Here is an 18,892-nt window from a genome sequence, read left to right on the forward strand (position 1 = left end):
GCCAGATGAAAGAAGAGATACTCCAAACCTCGCTTCAGCAATTCCTGCATTACGGCATTCGTAAAGTGTCTATCCAAAAGCTTGTCGAACCACTCGGTATTTCTACCAAAACCGTGTATAAATATTTTGCCAATAAAGAGCAGTTGTTAGAAGAAGCTTTATACTTGCTTTATAAACAAAGCTTTAAAGAATGGGAAAAAAGGCTGGCTACGTATAACACGGTCGCCTTGTTTTTTGATCTCTGGTATTCAGGCATTGAAATAGAGTACAATGTTAATAAGATATTTTACCAGGATTTACGTTATTACTATCCTGCATTGCATGAGCAATACGAGGCATTGCTGACCAAAAAATACAAGAAACAACTGATCCAAATCATTCAGAGGGGAATTGCGGAAGACCTTTTCCTGCATGGCATCATCACGGAAGTGATTTTTGAAGCCATATCTGTTTTGTTCAAAGCCATCGCCCGCGAAGGGCAATTCAACCAGTTCAAGACAACATCTTTCGATATTTTGCTCAATACCATTGCAGTGATGATCAGAGGCTTTTGCACTCCCAAAGGCCTTCAATTGCTTGAAGCGCATATCCAACATCTTACCAAGATGCGAGTCAAAGAAAAAGCAGCCGCTATTCACGTTTAAACTCAAACATTAATAACAAAACAATTACGATTATGAAAAAGCTTTGCTCTTTTTTTTCTGCCTTATTCTTATTGGCTTTGTCTTTGCAAACCAGGGCGCAAACGCCTTCTGCCCCTGATTATTTTATTGGCAAGTGGAATATAGAAGTAAAAGGTACTCCGAATGGCGACAGTAAAATGATCTTCAACCTGGAACGTAAAGACGGTAAACTTACGGGCTATCTTACTTCAAAAGAAAAACCCGATACTACCCAGTTTACAAAAGTGGAAGAAAAGGAAAAATCAGTCACAGTTTATTTTAGCGCCCAAGGATATGATGTGTTCATCAAGCTGGAGAAAAAAGATGATGACCATGTAGCAGGTAACTTAATGGATATGTTCGACGCAACGGGTGAACGTATCAAAGTATCCTAAACCTGAAGTGTGTATGAAACGAAACAAGCCGGGAGCGCCGGTCCGAATATTGGTTTTTTCAAGATCTTACCAGGTATCGGCACTGACGCACCCGGCTTTGCAAAAAAGACGATTAAACTGCAACTGAGTAATATTTACCCGTAAAAGCTACAATGAATTCCTCAAATTGATGGAAAAAGGCACAGCCATCTTTGTTCGCTCGTTGTTAAGTACCAGTTTGGCAGCGATCTCGCCCATTTTTACAAAATCGGTGGAAATCGTAGTGATGCCGTTCAGGATAAATCTTTTCCAGGGAGTTTCATTATAAGAGATGATGCCTACATTCTTGCCTACTTCCAGCTTGGTCTGCTGAATTTTGTCCAGCAACACCACCAGGTCATCTTCCATGAGGTTGATATAAACTTCTCCTTCCTGGATGGGCTCCTTGGCAATCTCGTGAACTACTTTATGGGCAAAAGCATATTCGCTGCAAAAAGAATGGAACCCAAGCAGTATTTCTTCAGGAAAATAAGTATAAGCGGGGAAAATGATCTTGATGGTATCATATTTTTCTAATTTGGGCAACGCTTCCCTGAGCGCTTGAAAAATGTCGCTTTCAAAATGTTCGTATACAGCACCGAACTTGTTGTTAATGCCATCGATCAGTTTATCCATCAGTATGAGGCGGCCAGCAGGAAGTTCATTGATCAATTGTGCAGCGTTTTCACCACCCTCCAGAAAATGAGGAATGATAACATAGTGGGTATAATCACCTTTCCGGTTCTGCAATAATTTCTTGAAAAGAGGAAAATCGTTGTTGTAAATGTAAAAATCAATCATTGCCTGCTCACCCAGCGTAGCAACAAAAGAATCATAAATGATCTTTTTATGGTAACTCAGCTTATTGAACAACAGGAATACTTTGATCGTTTGTTTGTAGTCTGTCTTGGTAACAAAATAACCCTTGCCAGGAACCGACCCGATGATACCCAGTGACTTTAACTGTTTGTATGCTTTCTCTGCTGTATCCCTTGATATTTCCAGCTCATAACTCATCTCGTTGATAGAAGGTAGCAGGTAATCTTTTTCAATTTTTCCTTCCTCAATAGCTTGCAGCACTGAATTCGTGAGCTGAAGGTATTTAGGTGTAATGGATTGCTCATCGATGCGAACGACGTTGTATATATTTTCAGATGACATTATTAGTATATAGTGTGAATGTAAGCACTATTTCTTTTTTGTAGTCGTCATGCAGGATGGTACAGGATAGTGCAGTAAGCACAGGACAGTTTATCTCTTGTTTGTTTCTACCTTGTTCAGTGCCCGGGATTCCTTCCCAGACTGATTCCTGCATCAACAAACGCTTGCCAACATGAAAAAACTCCTTGCTGTTTTCTCAACAATGATCGTATGCATCTATTGCTATTCACAAACAAAAGGCTCTCAGCAAAAAGATGATCTCTACACCGGATTTACGATGCCTCCCAATGCGGCTAAACCCAGGGTATGGTGGCATTGGATGAATGGTAATATTACAAAAGACGGAATACGCAAAGACCTTGAATGGATGCACCGCTCGGGGGTGGGCGGTTTTCAAAACTTTGATGCCAGTTTAATGACACCCCAGATTGTGAAGCAACGCCTGACGTACATGACGCCCGATTGGATAGATGCTTTTCGGTTCACTACGAAACTGGCCGATTCACTGAAGCTGGAGATGGCCATCGCAGGTTCTCCGGGATGGAGCGAGAGCGGAGGGCCTTGGGTAAAACCGGAAAACGGGATGAAAAAAATTGTATGGAAAGAATTGCGCGTAAAAGGCGGCACTTCCCGTATCAAAATAGACGCGCCTTCCGGTACTACCGGTCCCTTTCAGAACATACCGAAACAATCGGATATGATACTGTCTGTTGAACGCACCAAACTTCCTGTCTTTTACAAGGATGTTGCTGTGATCGCTTTCAAATTACCTGCAACAGACCAATCACTAGCAGAATTAGGAGCTGTTGTTAGTTCCAGCGGAGGAAATTTTACCCTGGATCAGTTAACAGACGGCGACCTGGCCACCAGCCACCTGCTGCCCAGGGATTCCATAAACGGATATGCCTGGATACAGTTTGCTTTTCCTCAACCACAAACCATCAAGGCTATCACTATGGTAGGCGGTGGCAAACCGGGACTCTTTGGCAGGGGGGGCGATGCCAACGATGCGCGCGCATTGGAAGCCAGTGATGATGGTATTCATTTCAGACTTGTTTGTCATATTCCCATTGGCAGCATATTACAGCAAACCATTGCCATACCTGAAACCAGGGCGGCCTGTTTTCGCATAACCGTCAGGAACCCTCCGGCACAAGGCAACCCTTTCCAGGCCCTGGTAGGTGTCAATACACCGCCGGTCACGCCCCCAGGCACCGAAATAGCAGAAATTGTTTTGCACTCCGCTTCACGCATCCAGATGTTTGAAGAAAAAGATGCCTTTGCACCAGCCACCGGTTTGTATGAAAAAGCGACAGCTCCTGCTAATGATCCGGTAGCTCTTAACGATGTGATCGATCTTACCCATCAATTGAATGCTGATGGTACATTGAACTGGACGGCCCCGTCAGGCGGTGAATGGAAGATCATCCGTTTTGGTTATTCTCTGCTGGGCATCGATAACCATCCGGCTTCTCCCGAAGCCACAGGCCCGGAAGTAGATAAATTGGATCCACTGGCCATCAGGGATTATTTTACCAATTACCTCAATCAATATAAAAAAGCTACCGGTGGTCTGATGGGCGATAAAGGTGGCTTGCAATACATCATTACCGATAGTTGGGAAGCGGGTGCTCAAAACTGGACAGGCAATATGCCCGCTGAATTCCACCGACGCCGCGGATACAGCATGATTCCCTGGATGCCTGTTTTAACCGGACATATTGTGAAGAGCGCTGAAGCAAGCGAACAGTTCCTGTTCGACTTCAGAAAAACCCTGAGCGATATGGTTGCTGAATACCATTACGACGGGCTAACCCGTATTCTGAAAGAATATGGCATGAAACGGTACTCAGAATCGCACGAAAACGGAAGGGCTTTGATTGCTGATGGCATGGAGGTGAAAAGGACTGCCGCAGTGCCTATGTCGGCATTGTGGACCCCCAACATATTCATCAACCACAACGACCAAACGGCTCATACCATGGATATTCGCGAGTCTGCTTCCGTATCACATATTTATGGCCAGAATCTGGTAGCTGCCGAATCGTTGACTGCCTTAGGTGTTCCTGCAGCTGCATGGATATACGATCCTCAATCTTTAAAGCCCAGCGCCGATCTGGAACTGGCCAGCGGCCTGAACCGCTTTGTTATTCATTGCTCTGTTCACCAGCCTGTGGATGATAAAATACCCGGCCTGGGTCTTGGACCCTTTGGCCAGTGGTTCAATCGCCATGAAACATGGGCAGAGCAGGCCATGGCATGGACTACTTATCTCAGCCGCAGCTCTTACCTGTTGCAGCAGGGGAAATTTGTGGCAGATATCGTTTATTACTATGGAGAAGACAATAACATCACCGCGCTGTTCGGCAAAAAGCCACCGGAGGTACCGGAGGGTTATAATTATGATTTCATCAATGCCGATGCACTGATTAACCTGCTCACTGTAAAAGAAGGTAAACTGGTTACACCCAGCGGCATGACTTATCGCCTGTTGGTATTGGACAGCAATGCCAGGAAAATGAGCCTTCCTGTTTTACGAAAATTGAATGCGCTGGTAAAAGCAGGAGCAATCATTACCGGTGTGAGGCCGGAAAGTACGCCCAGTCTGAGCGATGATCAGTCGACATTTAAAACGTTGACAGATGAGATATGGAATACCCGTCGTGCAAATGTATTGATAGATAAACCATTGAAAGAAGTATTGACGGCCCTGAACATTGTTCCAGACTTTGCATATACAAAGCCAGCAACCGATACCCGTCTTTTATATGTACACCGCAAACTGGCCGATGGAGATCTGTACTGGGTGAATAACCGGAACGATAAAAACGAAGCCCTGGAGGCAAGTTTCCGTATCACCGGAAGAGAACCGGAATTATGGCATGCAGAAACAGGCGTGTCGGAAAAAGTTGCGTATAAAAGAGTAAATGGCGTTACCAGTGTGCAACTTTCGCTAACGCCAAACGATGCAGTGTTTGTTGTTTTCAGAAAAAAAGCAACAACACATCTGTTTACACAGCCTGCTGCTGTTGAAAAAATACTGGCAACAATAAATGGGCCCTGGCAGGTACATTTTCAAAAAGACAGGGGAGCGCCTGAATCGATTAACATGAATGAACTTGTTTCTTTTACTACTCATGCAGACCCTGGTATAAAATATTTTTCAGGAACAGCTACTTACCATACAACACTTACTGTTGATAAAACATCGTTAGCAAGTCAATCATCTTTGTGGCTGGACCTTGGTGAAGTAAAGAACCTGGCTGAAGTAACAGTCAATGGAAAAACACTGGGTATTGTTTGGAAGCAGCCCTTCCGTGTGAACCTAAAAGATGTTTTGAAGGCGGGAGACAACGCAATAGATATCAAGGTTACCAATCTTTGGGTAAACCGCCTGATCGGAGATGCACAACCGGATGTTGTTCATAAGATCACATATACAACAATGCCTTTTTACCAGGCGAATTCAAAGCTGTTGCCATCTGGATTATTAGGCCCAGTAAAACTTTTATCTGTTACGCAATAACCCATCATTTCAATACGGGATGGAACAGGACAGTGCAGTAAGCGCAGGACAGTAAACAGTCTGCCTGTTTCTACCTTGTCAAAAATTAGAGACCACGCTTTAATAGATTCGAAACCCTACAAACGCTTGCCAAATGAAACAAAAACTAACATGGCCAAATCTGGCCATTGGGCTGTTTTGCCTTATGCTTACATTCATCGCTTCTGCGGTGCATGCACAATCCGGTTCTATCTCTGGTAAAATAACCGACTCCAAGGGAGAGCCTGCCAGTGGCGCTTCTGTCATGATCAAAGGAAGCCAGCGCGGCACCAGCGCGGGAGCCGATGGTATTTTCCTCTTAAAAAACCTCAACAACGGTAATTATATACTGGTTGTTTCTTATGTAGGTGCTGAAACAAAAGAAGTAAAGGCTGTTGTTGATGGCAACCAGCCGGTGAGCCTGAACATCCGTATGAACGGAGAGGCACAGGCACTGTCAGATGTTATTGTGGTAGGATACGGACAGCAGCGAAAAAAGGATGTTACCGGCGCTTTGTCTATTGTTTCTGCCAATTCTTTTAAAGATGCGCCTGTATCAAGTATTGACCAGAAACTCGTGGGGCAGGTGCCTGGTGTGCAGATCAGTTCTGTTACAGGAACACCCGGTGGAGGTACAAATATTAAGATCAGAGGCTCTGGCTCTATCGGGGCAGGCGACCAGCCGTTGTTTGTGGTAGATGGTTTTCCACTGCCATCGGCAAGCGGTCAATTGTCCAACCCACTGGCTTCCATCAACCCGAATGATATAGAGTCCGTTACGATTTTGAAAGATGCTTCTTCCACCGCTATTTATGGTTCAAGGGGCGCAAATGGTGTAGTGGTGATTACGACCAAGCGTGGTAAAAAAGGTTTGCCGGTTGTGAATGTCAATGCCTATACCGGCTTGCAACAGGTTCCACAGAAAGGACGACCCGATATGTTGAATGCAAGGGAGTTCGCGCAGTTCAGGAAAGAGATCATTATTGATGCTTTTGCGGCGCGCGGACAGGTACCTGCCGATACAGATATTCCTGTTGAATACCGCAACCCTGCTCAATATGGCACGGGCACCAACTGGTATGATGCATTGCTGAAGGATGCCATGCAGCATAATATCAATGCCAGCATCAGCGGTGGCTCAGACAATAGCCGTTACCTGGTTTCACTCGATTACCTGAAGCAGGATGGTACGGTACGTTATACAGGATATGAACGCTATGGCATCAGAACAAACGTAGAAACCAACCTGGGCACGAAGTTGAAAATAGGGTTGAATCTGGCACCCACATACAGTGTCCAGCAATTATCCAACTTCGAGAATGGCTTCACCGATTTGCTGGCCAGTTCCAACTGGTTGAGTCCGTTGATACCCATAACCGATGCAAATGGCAAACGCATTCCCTTTATACAGTCGCCCGGCACTTTAGGCATGGGCAACCCGCTCAATGTGCTGGAATTTGCGGGCACAAGGTTGAAGAACTTCAGAGGATTGGGAAATGCTTATGCAGAATGGCAGATGGTGCGCGGACTTACAGCCAAATACAGCATGAATATTGACTACAACGAGTTCAATTCATTCATGTTCAACCCCGATTTTGTACCTACCGGTTTGAATGCACCGCCTCCGGTAGTGCCCTTTTCCAATACAGTGCGTGGTGACAGGTTCAACTACCTGTCGGAGATACTGCTTACTTACGATAAATCTTTCGGAACCAATCATCGATTGAATATAGTAGCGGGATATTCGGCGCAAAGTGAAAAGTCGAATGTTGTCTCGCTCACAGCGCGCAACTACCCCGATAATACGGTTCAATCTATCAACGCTGCCACGCAGGTCAGCGCCTGGAACCAGGATATCCAGAAATGGGCGGTCATCTCTTACCTGAGCCGTGTTAATTATACTTATAAAGACAAATACATCTTGACCGGAACGATCCGTTCAGATGGCTCTTCACGTTTTGGCCAAAACAGGCGTTATGGTACATTCCCTTCTGCAGCCATTGGCTGGGTGGTTTCACAGGAAAAGTTCCTGAGAGACATTGTATGGATGAATGAATTCAAATTGCGTGCGAGCTATGGATTGTCGGGTAACTACAACATCGGTAACTACACTTACCTGTCGAATGTAAACACCCTCAATTATGTTTTCGGCGGACAAATTGCGAGCGGACGGGTGGTTACTTCACTGAACAATCCCAATTTGACCTGGGAAGAAGCCAGCCAGTTTGATTTGGGTGCCGACTTTAGCCTGTTCAACAGAAAAGTGAATATTACCATTGATTATTACAACCGGATCAGCCGGAACAATTTGTACAACACAGAATTACCGTTGAATTCCGGCTTTACTACGGCCACCATCAATACCGGTAAGATCCAGAATCAGGGTTTAGAAATTGGCATCACTACAACCAATATCGCTAAGAAAGATTTCAAGTGGACTACCAGCGCCAATATCGCGTTCAACAAAAACAAAGTGCTGGCATTGAATGATAACAATGCACCCATTTACAGCGGACGCAGCGGAGAAGGCAACTTTACGCATATTACCCAGGTAGGGCACCCCATTGCAGAATTCTTTGGTTATGTGATCGACGGAGTTTACAGCAAAGCAGATATCATGGATCCCAAAGTGCCCAAGCATGTTTCTTCTATTGAAGGATCTATCAAATACAAAGACATAGACGGCAATGGTGTGGTAGAGCCTTTCAAAGATTTTGCCGTACTTGGCAAACCACAACCCGATTTCATTTACGGCATTACCAACAACCTCAGCTATAAGCAGTTCGACCTGAATGTTGTATTGGTGGGTTCGCAGGGCAACCAGATACTGAAAACATCGAAACAGTTCCTGAACAATATCGATGGTGTATTCAATGTTACCCATGAATATTATTTCAATCGCTGGCGCTCGGCGCAGAACCCGGGAGATGGTAAAACGCCTACTACCAACGGCGCCAGGGTTATGTACAGGGATGTTAACTCATCATGGGTAGAAGATGGAAGTTTTATGCGCATTCAAAACATTACATTGGGTTATACAGTGGGTGCCAAACTGTTGCAAAGGTCCAAAGTCATACACCAGGCACGTATTTACCTGAGTGCACAGAACCTGGCCACTTTCACCAACTACAGCGGAGGCAACCCCGAGATCAGCAGGAATACGATCTCAGGTAACGCCAGTACCAACGCGCTGGTGCCGGGTGAAGACTTTGTTGGTTATCCTTTGGCACGTATCTATACAGTGGGCGTCAACTTCACTTTTTAGTATTTCTATGGAAAACATTTAAAACCACAACAATGAAAAAGCATAATTATCTATACTTATCTGCCTTATCCGTTTCACTGTTCATGGGCAGTTGTACCAAAGATTTCTTACAGCGTGATCCGGAAAGCATCATCAGCGCTTCTAATTTTTTCAGCAACGAGTCGCAGGTCAAACAGGCTGTCAATGGCGCCTATAACTCGGTATTGCAAATGGGGCTGGCCGACTACTGGATATTCGGAGAGATGCGTTCAGACAATACCACTTTTCATTACAACAATACAAACCGCGGACTGGAGCAGCGGGAACTGATGGAACAGTTTGTGTCACAGGCAACAGATGAACCGTTGAGTACGTTCTGGCAGCGTTTGTATACCGGCATCGACCGTGCCAATGAAGTGCTCGATCATATCGGTACAGTCAATATGCCGGATGCCAATAAAAACCAATACACCGGTGAGATGAAATTTCTGCGGGCTTTTCATTATTTCACCCTCGTGCGCCAATGGGGTGGTGTTCCGCTGCGGACCACATCAACACAAACCACCGATCAAACCAAGTCTAAGGGGAGAGCTTCTGTAGATGATATATATACCCAGATCATTGCCGACTTAACAGATGCAGCCAGTAAGCTTCCCAAAAAATACACAGGAGCAGATGTAGGACGGGCCACGGAAGGGGCTGCCAGAACGATGCTGGCGGAAGTGTATCTGACCCGTAAAAAAACAACGGAAGCGCTTACGGAACTGAGAAAAGTGGAAGCGATCGGCTACCAGCTGCTGCCCAGCTATGCTGCCATTTTTGACCCGGCCAATAAAAACAATGCAGAATCTATTTTTGAGATCCAGTACCTGGGGTCAGATCCGCAGCTCTCCAGCACATTCATGTACCAGTTTGCGCCATGGACTTCGGGAAGCGCCGTCACAAAAGATCCCAAAACTACTTCCAATCCGGGTGGATGGAATATTCCAACGCAGGATCTCATCGATGCGTATGACAGTACCGACCTGCGCAAAAACATTTCCATCGGCACTGATTTTATTTCCATGAATCCGTCAGACCCGCTCAAGGGGAAAATGATCCCTTATATTAAAAAATACAACCACGCCCCTGCCGACATTGGCAGAACCAACGACAATTTTCCGGTATATCGTTATGCCGATGTGTTGTTGATGATTGCCGAATGCCTCAATGAATCGGGCGACCAGGCATCTTCCCTAACCTACCTGAACCAGGTGCATGCACATTCGAGAACAGGATTATTGCCCCTTGCGGTGATCGACCAGGCAACACTGCGCGACCTGATTTTCAAAGAACGGCAGGTTGAGCTGGCTTTTGAAAACCATCGCTGGTATGATCTTGTTCGTTCAGGAAAAGCGGTAGCAGTCATGAATGCAAACGGTGCGAGGGAAAAACTGCTGAAACCCACGCAACCTTATCCTATCGGTTCCTATAACGTCAATCCGAATAAGTTGCTGTTGCTGATCCCACAAAAAGAAGTAACGCTCGATAACCTCGCACAGAATCCGCAATAAAAAATAAAACAGTAACCGATGAAAAAGCTGATTATATTTTCTGCCGCTTCCCTTTTATCAATCACTGGTTTTTCCCAAACAAAAAAAAACGATGGTTTACTGGAAGGGTTTATAGCACCCCCCAATGCTGCAAAGCCTCGCGTATGGTGGCATTGGATGAATGGTAACATTACCAAAGATGGCATTGCCAAGGACCTTTTATGGATGTACCGCTCTGGCATTGGCGGGTTTCAGAATTTTGACGCATCGTTGAATACACCGCAAATAGTGGAGAAGCGATTGAGTTATATGACACCAGAATGGAAAGATGCATTTCATTTTACTGCAAAGCTCGCAGATTCACTGCATCTGGAAATGGCCATCGCCGGCTCTCCCGGCTGGAGTGAAAGTGGTGGTCCTTGGGTGCCTGCTAAAGACGGCATGAAAAAACTGGTGTGGAACGAGATACGGATAAAGGGCGGTGAGCCTTTTACCGGTAGCCTGCCAAAGCCTCCGGCTACTACCGGCGATTTTCAGAATATACCGGTTCAACCGGCTTTTGGTGCTACCGGTCAAGCAGTAACGCCTCCGCAGTATTACAAAGATATTTCAGTCATCGCCTATCGCCTATCGGCAGCAGATCTGTCTATGCAGGAACTGCATCCCGGAGTCAGTTCCAGCGGCGGGAATTTTACCCTGGAACAATTAACAGATGGAGACCTGGCCAGGACCAGCCTTTTACCAGCCGATTCCGCAAGTGGATTTGCCTGGATTCAATATGCATTTGCGGAACCCCAGACCATCAAAGCCATTACCGTCGTTGGTGGTGGCAGCAGAAGGGTTTTTGGGATGGCCGGCACATCTGAAGACCGCAGCCTGGAAGCGAGTGATGACGGTACCAACTTTCACCGGATTGCGTTTATTCCACTGAGCGTTGTTGCGCAACAAACGATTACCATTCCGGCCACAACTGCCAGGTATTTTCGTGTAACGTTTAAAAACCCTCCTGCTCCTATGAACTATGGAAGTTTGAGCGGGACTGCCACCAAGCTGCCCAAGGGAACTGAAGTTGCAGAAATTGTATTGCATCCTGTTACGCGCATCAATCACTTTGAAGAAAAAGCCGGTTTTGCCACCACCACCAATCTCAGTCAGCATGCAACGCCGGCTACAACTGATGCTATAGCTACGGCAGACGTCATAGATATAACCGGCAAGATGAATGCCGATGGCACGCTCAACTGGACGCCTCCAGCAGGTAATTGGAAGATCGTACGTTTTGGTTATTCACTTACCGGTAAACAAAACCATCCTGCTTCACCCGAAGCCACAGGTTTGGAAGTAGATAAACTGGATGCTGTTGCCATCAAAGCTTATTTTGAAACCTACCTGGACCAATACAAGAGTGCCACCCGGGGTTTGATGGGGGCCAGGGGTTTACAATACATGGTTACCGATAGTTACGAGGCGGGACAAAACAACTGGACGCCAGGAATGGTGCAGGAATTCCAGCACAGGCGCGGCTACAGCTTGTTGCCCTGGATGCCGGTTCTAACCGGAACCATCATAAAAAGCGCTGAAGAAAGTGAAAAATTCTTGTGGGACTTCCGTAAAACAATTGGCGAACTGATAGCAGAGAATCACTACGACCAGCTTACCGGTATCCTGGCTAAATATGGTATGCAGCGTTATACCGAATCGCACGAGAACGGCCGTGTATATATTGTTGATGGCATGGATGTGAAACGCAAAGCTGCTATACCCATGTCGGCTATGTGGACATCATCAGGCTCTACCCAAACTATGGCACAAGCCGATATCCGCGAATCGGCATCCGTAGCACATATCTATGGCCAGAACCTGGTAGCAGCTGAATCGCTGACGGCAGGTGGTTTTTCAAACAATGCCTGGTCTTACTCTCCTGAAAATTTAAAACCAACGGCCGATCTGGAATTGGCCAGCGGCCTCAACCGTTTTGTGATCCACACTTCTGTTCACCAACCGGTGGATGATAAAATTCCCGGCCTGGGCCTGGGCCCTTTTGGTCAGTGGTTTACCCGTCATGAAACCTGGGCAGGTCAGGCGAAAGCATGGACAGACTACCTGGCCCGGAGCAGCTACCTGCTGCAGCAAGGTAAGTTTATAGCCGATGTGGTTTACTTCTATGGCGAAGACAACAACATCACTTCCCTGTTCGGAGCAAAACTGCCCGATGTTCCGGAAGGCTATAACTATGACTTTATCAATGCCCATGCGCTGATCAATTTGTTATCGGTAAAAGAAGGAAAGCTGGTAACACCATCAGGTATGCACTATCAGGTATTGATGCTGGACAGCAATGCAAAAAAAATGTCACTACCTGTTTTGCGTAAGATAAAGGAACTGGTTAAAGAGGGTGCCACCATTGCGGGTGTTAAGCCGGAAACAGCAGCAGGGTTGAGCGACGATCAAGCCGAATTCGAGCGTATTGTAAATGAAATATGGGGTACTGCCAACGAAAAAGTAATGACAGGTAAAACGTTGGGTGAAGCCTTGCTTTCATTAAAGGTGATGCCCGATTTTACTTACAGTAAACCGGAAGCGGAGACCAAACTTTTGTATGTACACAGAAAACTGGCAGATCGTGATGTGTATTGGGTAAACAACCGTCAGAACGATGCAAAAAATATTGCAGCAACATTTCGTATTGCTGGCAAACTGCCACAGGTATGGCATCCTGAAACCGGTAAAACGGAACCGGTCTCTTACAGCATCGAGCATGAGTTTACCAAAGTGGCACTGCACCTGCAGCCTAACGATGCCGTATTTGTGGTATTCAAAGACAAAGCGCCTGCCGCTTCATTTACATTGCCTGCAGCAACAGAAAACAAGCTGGCAACTCTAGACGGGGAATGGACCATCAATTTCCAAAAAGATCGTGGTGCACCTGCTTCCATTACCGTAAATGAACTGTTGTCATGGGCAGAAAATAAGGAGGAAAGCATCAAATATTTTTCCGGCACAGGCACTTATCTGAAAACAATTACCGCCGATAAGAACTGGTTTGCAAAAGATGCAAAACTTTGGTTGGATTTGGGAGATGTCAAAAATCTTGCAGAAGTAATTGTAAATGGTAAATCACTGGGTATTGTTTGGAAGAAACCTTTCAGGGTAGATGTAACCCATGCATTGAAACCCGGTGAAAATATATTGCAGGTAAAAGTTACCAATCTTTGGGTAAACCGTTTGATCGGCGATCTGCAGCCGGGCATCCAAAAGAAATACACGTATACCACTATGCCCTTTTATAAGGCAAGTTCCTCTTTGCTGCCGTCAGGCTTATTGGGACCCGTGCAGGTTTTATCGGTGCAGTAACATGTGAAAAATGAACAATCAGGTAGAGGTATTATCTAAAACTTATAGCATGAACACGAACATAGAAACAGAAAAATTCAAGCACGTAAGCTATTTATGGAATGAGGCAGAAGCCGCAGTTTTGGCGGGAGATGAAGTGGCTTTACTGGTGTACCGTTCCAACCTGTTGGGAGCTGATCTGCGACTGACCAATTACGGCGGTGGCAATACATCCTGTAAAGACATGGCCGAAGATCCGCTTACCGGTGATGAAGCGGAAGTGATGTGGGTGAAGGGCTCCGGCGGCGACCTGGGTACGATGAAAAGAAGCGGGCTGGCTGCGTTGTATGTAGACCGGCTGCGTAACCTCAAAAGCCGTTACCGTGGTATTGCCTGTGAAGATGAGATGGTAGGGTTGTTCAACCATTGTATTTACGATCTGGCTTCGAAAACGCCGTCCATCGATACACCGCTGCATGGTTTCCTTCCTTTCAAACACATCGATCACCTCCATCCCGATGCGGCTATCGCTATCGCCGCGTCCGAAGACGGAGAAAAAATTACAGAAGAATTGTTTCAGGGCAGCATTGGCTGGGTGAACTGGCAGAAGCCGGGCTTCGACCTGGGCCTGCAGCTGAAAGCCTGTCTGGATGCCAATCCCGGTATCCGTGGCATCATGCTGGGATCGCATGGACTTTTTACCTGGGGTGATACAGCGTATGCCTGTTACCTGAATACGTTGGAAGTGATCGAACGCTGCGCGCAATACCTGGAAGACCATGACGGTAAGAAAGGACCTGTTTTCGGCGGCGCTGTTGTGCAATCACAGACGCAGCCTGAAAGGTTGCAGCAGGCAGCTAAACTGGCTCCCATATTGCGTGGTTTCTGTTCATCACATACCAGAATGATCGGCCATTTTACCGATGATGAACGTGTATTGCAATTCATCAATTCAAAAGACCTGCACCGGCTGGCACCCATGGGTACCAGTTGTCCCGATCATTTCCTGCGAACCAAAATATCGCCGCTGGTGCTGAACCTGGCGCCGGATGAAGATCTTACAGATACTGTTCGTATCAAAGAAAAGATAACGCCGTTGTTTGTTGCTTACAGGCAAATGTATGCCGACTATTACAACAACTGCAGGCATCCGGACAGTCCCGCCATACGTGATCCCAACCCCGTTGTGCTCCTGTATCCTGGTATTGGCATGTTCACATTTGCCAAAGACAAACAAACGGCAAGGGTTGCCGCAGAATTTTATATCAATGCCATCAATGTGATGCGCGGAGCGGAAGCCATTTCGGCTTATACTTCCCTGCCCAGGCAGGAAGCGTTCAATATTGAATATTGGTTGCTGGAAGAAGCCAAGCTGCAACGCATGCCCAGGCCTAAGGCTTTGAGTGGCAGGGTGGCGTTGGTTACCGGCAGCGCGGGTGGCATTGGCAAAGCCATCGCCAGGAAATTTGCCGAAGAAGGCGCCTGTGTGATACTGAATGATAATCATGCAGCGCGGCTGGAAGAAGCCAGGCAGGAGTTTACAGTTTTGTTCGGGAAAGATATGTTCGCTGCAGGCGTACTGGATGTAACCAACGGCAATACGATCAATCAGGCTTTTGCGATGGCCATACTGGCATTTGGAGGTGTAGATATTATAGTGAATAATGCCGGATTGTCTATTTCTAAATCGTTGCAAGACCATACCGAGCAGGACTGGGATTTGCTGTATGATGTATTGGTAAAGGGGCAGTTCCAGGTTACGCAGCGAGGGGTGGCCATCATGCGCCAGCAGGGTTTTGGCGGAGACGTGCTCAACATTGTGAGTAAAAATGCGCTGGTAAGCGGGCCCAATAACGCCGGTTACGGCTCTGCCAAAGCGGCTCAACTGCATTTGTCAAGACTCAACGCAGCCGAATTGGGTGCCGATAAGATCAGGGTGAACGCAGTGAACCCCGATGCTGTTATTTCGGGAAGCAATATCTGGAGCGGCGGATGGGCCGAAGGAAGGGCCAAAACCTATGGTGTTACGATAGAAGAGCTGCCGGCATATTATGCCAAACGCACCCTGCTGCAGGAAGTCATTATGCCCGAAGATGTGGCCAATGCCTGCTTCACGTTTGTAGGAGGATTGCTCAATAAATCTACCGGCAATATACTCAGCGTAGACGGGGGCATTGCCCCGGCATTTGTGCGGTAAAAAAACAAATATTATTCGGTTACAGAGGAAATGAAAGGTTGATGAAGGTTGGATTGTTCATACCATGTTATATAGATCAGTTGTATCCGCAGGTAGGCATTGCCACACTGCAGTTGCTGGAGAGATTACAATGCGAAGTGCTGTATCCGTTGAACCAGACCTGCTGCGGCCAGCCCATGGCCAACAGCGGGTTTGCTTCTTTGAGCAAGGGTTGTGATGAAAATTTCGTGACAAATTTTGCAGGTTGCGATTATATAGTAGCTCCGTCGGGCAGTTGCGTACTGCATGTAAAAGAGCACCTTGTTAGCCGCAAAGCGCAACGTGCAGCCAGTCATATACGGGAACATATTTATGAACTGGTGGAATTTCTTACCGATGTGTTGCGGGTAGATACTATAGAGGCCAGCTTCCCCCACACCGTAGGATTACACAACAGTTGCCACGGACAGCGTGGCCTGCATCTCTCGTCGATGACAGAGCAGGGAACACCTGTTTTCTCCAAGCCGGTTCGGTTGCTGAATATGGTAAAAGGATTGCAGTTGCGAAGCCCGGATAGAAGCGATGAGTGCTGTGGCTTCGGAGGCACTTTTTGTGTATTTGAAGAAGCGGTGAGTGTGAAAATGGGGAAAGACAGGATACGTGAACACGAGTACAACCAGGTAAGCTATATCACAGGAGGCGACGTAAGCTGCCTCATGCACCTCGAAGGAATACTCAGGCGCAAAGGCAGTGGTATTAAGGTCATTCACATTGCGGAAATTCTCAACAGCGGTCATGACAACAGATAGGATGCCGAGAGAAAAACATGCTGTTTTAGCAGAAAAGTTCATTGCCAACGAGCAGCGTACCGACTGGCACGATCAAACACTGTGGATGGTTCGGCAAAAGCGCGACAGGGCTGCGCATGGTCTTCCCGAATGGGAGCAGTTGCGCGAATGGGCTTCTGCCATCAAAGCGCATACCCTCTCGCAACTGGAGCAGTACCTGCTTGAATTTGAGGAAAGAGCCATCGCCAATGGCATCCGCGTGCACTGGGCAGCTGATGCGGCTGAACACAACCGCATCGTACATGGTATCATCAGCCAACACAGTGCAACGCATATTGTAAAGAGCAAGAGCATGCTCACCGAAGAGTGCCATCTCAATGAATATTTATTACAACAGGGAATAACGGTGGTGGATACCGATCTGGGCGAACGCATTGTTCAGTTAAGAAAAGAGTCACCCAGCCATATTGTATTGCCGGCGATACACCTGAAGAAAGAAGAGGTGAGCCATACTTTCCATGAACACCTGCAAACCAAAAAAGGGAATTACGATCCACAATATCTTACTGCCGCGGCCAGGGAGCACCTGCGTGAAAAATTCATCGATGCCGAAGTGGCTATCACCGGTGTGAATTTTGCCGTAGCCGAGACCGGCGGTTTTGTGGTATGTACGAACGAGGGGAATGCCGATATGGGAGTACATGCAGCTCCGGTGCACATCGCTTGCATGGGTTTTGAAAAGATCATTCCCAAAGCACAGCACCTTTCGGTGTTTTTGCGCCTGCTGGCGCGGAGTGCCACTGGCCAACCCATCACTACTTATTCCAGTTATTATTCCAGACCCCGGACGGGCCAGGTCATGCACCTGGTGATTGTAGACAACGGCCGTAGCCGCCAATTAGGTCGCAGTGATTTCCGGAATTCACTCAAATGCATCCGCTGCGCCGCCTGTTTCAATACCTGTCCGGTGTACCGCAGAAGCGGCGGACATAGCTATCATACGGCGGTGGCGGGTCCCATCGGCTCTATCCTCAACCCCAATACCGACCTCAAAGTCCATGCAGATCTGCCTTTTGCTTCTACGCTCTGCGGCTCCTGCAGCAATGTATGTCCAGTTAAAATTGACATCCACGAGCAGTTATGGAAATGGCGACAGGTGGTTGCAGCAGAGGGATATGTATCAGGCGGTAAAAAAATGGGTATGAAAGGAATGGCCCTGCTGTTCGCACATCCTGTACTTTATCGTATAGCGGGCGGCATGGGCCGGTGGGTGATGCATAAACTGCCCGGACTGCTCCATCGTCGATACAATCCCTGGTACAAGCAAAGAGAAATGCCTGCCCCTCCGGCAAAAAGCTTTCGTAACTGGTACCTGCAACAGAAGAAAACACCATGAGTGCGAGAGAAAAAATATTGAATGCCATCGCTTCCAGCCAACCTTCACCGGTTGCAATACCTGCAATAGATAAGAGGGTGCTCATCCACTATTCCGATGTGCTGGTGCAGTTCAAACAATCGCTGCAAAACATCGGAGCCACTATTGTAGAGGCAGATCATGTTAGCCGGGTACGCGAGGCGCTGGAAACAATGCGGTTATCGGAACATTTCATCCTCAATGGCGTTGCGGCCATCGGCGAAACTGATGCGCTACTGGCTCAAACCCTTACCGCCCCTGGGTTGAATGTATTATACCAGGCCTGGCTGCCGGGAACACTGGGTGTGGCGGAAAACGGTGCTATATGGCTGGAAGACCGGCATCTGCCACATCGCTTGCTGCCGTTTATCTGCGAGCACCTGGTATTGGTGCTGGAGCGAAGTGCCATTGTTCCTACCCTTCACCAGGCCATGGAAAGAATATCCTTGCATACAAATGGTTTTGGAGTATTCATTGCAGGGCCGTCTAAAACAGCAGATATCGAACAGTCGCTGGTGATTGGTGCGCACGGGGCAAGGCAACTGACGGTATATCTCTTGTAGACACGAGCCAGTTTTCAAGTAGAACTTTGCCAGAGCTGTTGCTGCCATTGGTAGCAGAAAAG

The 18,892-nt window shown here is 47.1% G+C and carries 12 protein-coding genes; 11 read left to right on the forward strand and 1 reads right to left on the reverse strand.

The features are described from left to right. Positions 1-5: 5 nt before the first annotated feature. Genes BLU98_RS07380 through BLU98_RS17750 form a run of 3 tightly spaced genes read left to right on the forward strand, consistent with a single transcriptional unit; the run spans position 6 to position 1,201 of the window. On the forward strand, positions 6-644 hold the full coding sequence (locus BLU98_RS07380; protein ID WP_092723394.1) for a TetR/AcrR family transcriptional regulator: 639 nt from the start codon (positions 6-8) through the stop codon (positions 642-644). A 32-nt stretch (positions 645-676) separates the two neighbouring features. Continuing rightward, complete coding sequence (locus tag BLU98_RS07385) at positions 677-1,057, forward strand: hypothetical protein (RefSeq protein WP_092723395.1); 381 nt, start codon at positions 677-679, stop codon at positions 1,055-1,057. A gap of 9 nt (positions 1,058-1,066) precedes the next feature. Beyond that, the gene (locus BLU98_RS17750; RefSeq protein ID WP_257574797.1) at positions 1,067-1,201 is read left to right on the forward strand and encodes a hypothetical protein; all 135 of its coding nucleotides are present in this window, start codon (positions 1,067-1,069) and stop codon (positions 1,199-1,201) included. A 3-nt stretch (positions 1,202-1,204) separates the two neighbouring features. Here the strand turns inward: BLU98_RS17750 and BLU98_RS07390 are convergent, their stop codons facing one another. After that, positions 1,205-2,236, reverse strand: coding sequence for a GntR family transcriptional regulator (locus BLU98_RS07390; RefSeq protein ID WP_092723396.1), 1,032 nt, complete (start codon positions 2,234-2,236; stop codon positions 1,205-1,207). Between the two features lie 172 nt (positions 2,237-2,408). Here BLU98_RS07390 and BLU98_RS07395 point away from each other — a divergent pair, with 172 nt between their 5' ends. The 8 genes from BLU98_RS07395 to BLU98_RS07430 all read left to right on the forward strand — a co-directional run bounded on the left by BLU98_RS07395 (position 2,409) and on the right by BLU98_RS07430 (position 18,830). Next, the gene (locus tag BLU98_RS07395) at positions 2,409-5,762 is read left to right on the forward strand and encodes a glycosyl hydrolase (protein ID WP_092723397.1); all 3,354 of its coding nucleotides are present in this window, start codon (positions 2,409-2,411) and stop codon (positions 5,760-5,762) included. A gap of 133 nt (positions 5,763-5,895) precedes the next feature. Then, entirely contained in the window at positions 5,896-9,045 is a 3,150-nt protein-coding gene (locus tag BLU98_RS07400; RefSeq protein WP_092723398.1) for a SusC/RagA family TonB-linked outer membrane protein, read from the forward strand. A 32-nt stretch (positions 9,046-9,077) separates the two neighbouring features. After that, positions 9,078-10,577, forward strand: coding sequence for a RagB/SusD family nutrient uptake outer membrane protein (locus BLU98_RS07405; protein WP_092723399.1), 1,500 nt, complete (start codon positions 9,078-9,080; stop codon positions 10,575-10,577). Between the two features lie 18 nt (positions 10,578-10,595). Further along, positions 10,596-13,910, forward strand: coding sequence for a glycosyl hydrolase (locus BLU98_RS07410; protein ID WP_092723400.1), 3,315 nt, complete (start codon positions 10,596-10,598; stop codon positions 13,908-13,910). A 49-nt stretch (positions 13,911-13,959) separates the two neighbouring features. Further along, on the forward strand, positions 13,960-16,086 hold the full coding sequence (locus BLU98_RS07415; protein WP_092723480.1) for a bifunctional aldolase/short-chain dehydrogenase: 2,127 nt from the start codon (positions 13,960-13,962) through the stop codon (positions 16,084-16,086). A 41-nt stretch (positions 16,087-16,127) separates the two neighbouring features. Then, the gene (locus tag BLU98_RS07420; protein WP_092723401.1) at positions 16,128-16,874 is read left to right on the forward strand and encodes a (Fe-S)-binding protein; all 747 of its coding nucleotides are present in this window, start codon (positions 16,128-16,130) and stop codon (positions 16,872-16,874) included. Next, complete coding sequence (locus tag BLU98_RS07425) at positions 16,861-18,249, forward strand: lactate utilization protein B (RefSeq protein WP_257574798.1); 1,389 nt, start codon at positions 16,861-16,863, stop codon at positions 18,247-18,249. Before BLU98_RS07420 ends, BLU98_RS07425 begins: the two co-directional genes overlap by 14 nt. Beyond that, entirely contained in the window at positions 18,246-18,830 is a 585-nt protein-coding gene (locus tag BLU98_RS07430) for a LutC/YkgG family protein (protein WP_092723403.1), read from the forward strand. The genes BLU98_RS07425 and BLU98_RS07430 overlap by 4 nt, the downstream gene beginning before the upstream one ends. The last annotated feature ends 62 nt before the right edge of the window (positions 18,831-18,892 follow it).

Source organism: Hydrobacter penzbergensis, assembly GCF_900106985.1.
In the GTDB taxonomy this organism is placed as follows: Bacteria; Bacteroidota; Bacteroidia; order Chitinophagales; family Chitinophagaceae; genus Sediminibacterium; species Sediminibacterium magnilacihabitans.